The organism is Rhizobium sp. 10N427 (assembly GCF_056394605.1).
The window spans coordinates 1-1,140 of the sequence record NZ_JBFTID010000040.1 but is presented as its reverse complement, the minus strand read 5'-3'; the positions used below and the strand labels follow the sequence as shown (position 1 = coordinate 1,140).

At 64.0% G+C, this 1,140-nt stretch carries 1 protein-coding gene; it reads left to right on the top strand.

Annotated features, from left to right (window positions below; all coding sequences use genetic code 11):
- Positions 1-187 precede the first annotated feature (187 nt).
- Positions 188-1,117, top strand: coding sequence for an IS110 family RNA-guided transposase (locus tag AC1DIJ_RS30885; protein ID WP_112390933.1), 930 nt, complete (start codon positions 188-190; stop codon positions 1,115-1,117).
- Positions 1,118-1,140: the final 23 nt, after the last annotated feature.

The window sequence follows — 1,140 nt, the reverse complement described above, 5'->3', positions numbered from 1 at the left end:
TTGTAACTTCCCTTTATCCGCTATCGAGGCTGTAATGCCGATCGCGGTGGCGGATGGAAGACCGACGCACCTTTGGGACACCAAGCCCGTGGGAGAGCCTGGGTCTCCGTCCGCCGTTCCATTGAACCCGAACAGTCGCCAGGGCCGCTTGCGCAGGCAAAGCCCGCTTAGGCAAGGATGGGATCAGATGGAGACGATAGTAGGCATCGATGTTTCGAAAGACCGGCTCGACGTGGCGGTGCTTCCGCAGGGCGAGGCTTTTGCGGTGGACAACGACGATGCCGGTATTGGCGAGCTGACCGGCCGACTGAAGGCGATCGGGGCCGATGCGATCGCGCTTGAGGCGACTGGCGGCTTCGAGATGCAGGCTGTGGCCGGACTGTCATCGGCAGGACTGACGGTGCTCGTCGTCAATCCGGCGCAGGTGCGTGCCTATGCCAATGCCATTGGCCGCAAGGCCAAGACCGACCCGATCGATGCCGCCGTCATTGCCGCCTTCGTGCTGGCGACCAAGCCGGAGATCCGGCCTCTGCGCGATGCCGAGACGCAGGCCCTTTCCGAACTCGTCGCCCGCAGGCGCCAGATTGTGCAGATGATCGTGGCGGAGGAGAACCGGCTGCGTATGGTGTTGGCAAGACAGGCGCAGAAAAGCATCAAACGCTTGCTTGCGGCCTTGCGGCGCGAACTCGACAGCCTCGATGCCGATCTCGACGACCATATCCGTAAGTCGCCGATATGGCGGGTGCGCGAGAGCCTGCTGGTCTCCGTGCCAGGCGTCGGGCCGACAACGGCCCGCACGCTGCTGGCCGAACTGCCGGAGCTCGGCAGCCTCGACCGGCGTCAGATCGCCTCACTGGCAGGACTGGCGCCCTGGACGCGGCAGTCGGGCAAATGGAAAGGCAAGAGCTTCATCGGCGGCGGCAGAGGCAAGGTGCGCGCCGTCCTGTTCATGGCTGCTCTCGTCGCAAGCCGCCATAACCCGGGCCTCAAGGAGTTTCGCGACCGGCTCGTCGCAGCCGGCAAGCCGAAGATCGTCGCCCTCGTCGCAACCATGCGAAAGCTCCTCACCATCCTCAACGCTATCATCCGGGACGCAAAACCATGGCAAAACGCTTGACGCCGAAGACAGTCGCTCTCCCC

What these genes read in the sequence shown, in the direction of transcription:
- AC1DIJ_RS30885 (WP_112390933.1), top strand. Translation starts at nt 188, where the DNA reads ATGGAGACGATAGTAGGCATCGATGTTTCGAAAGACCGGCTCGACGTG.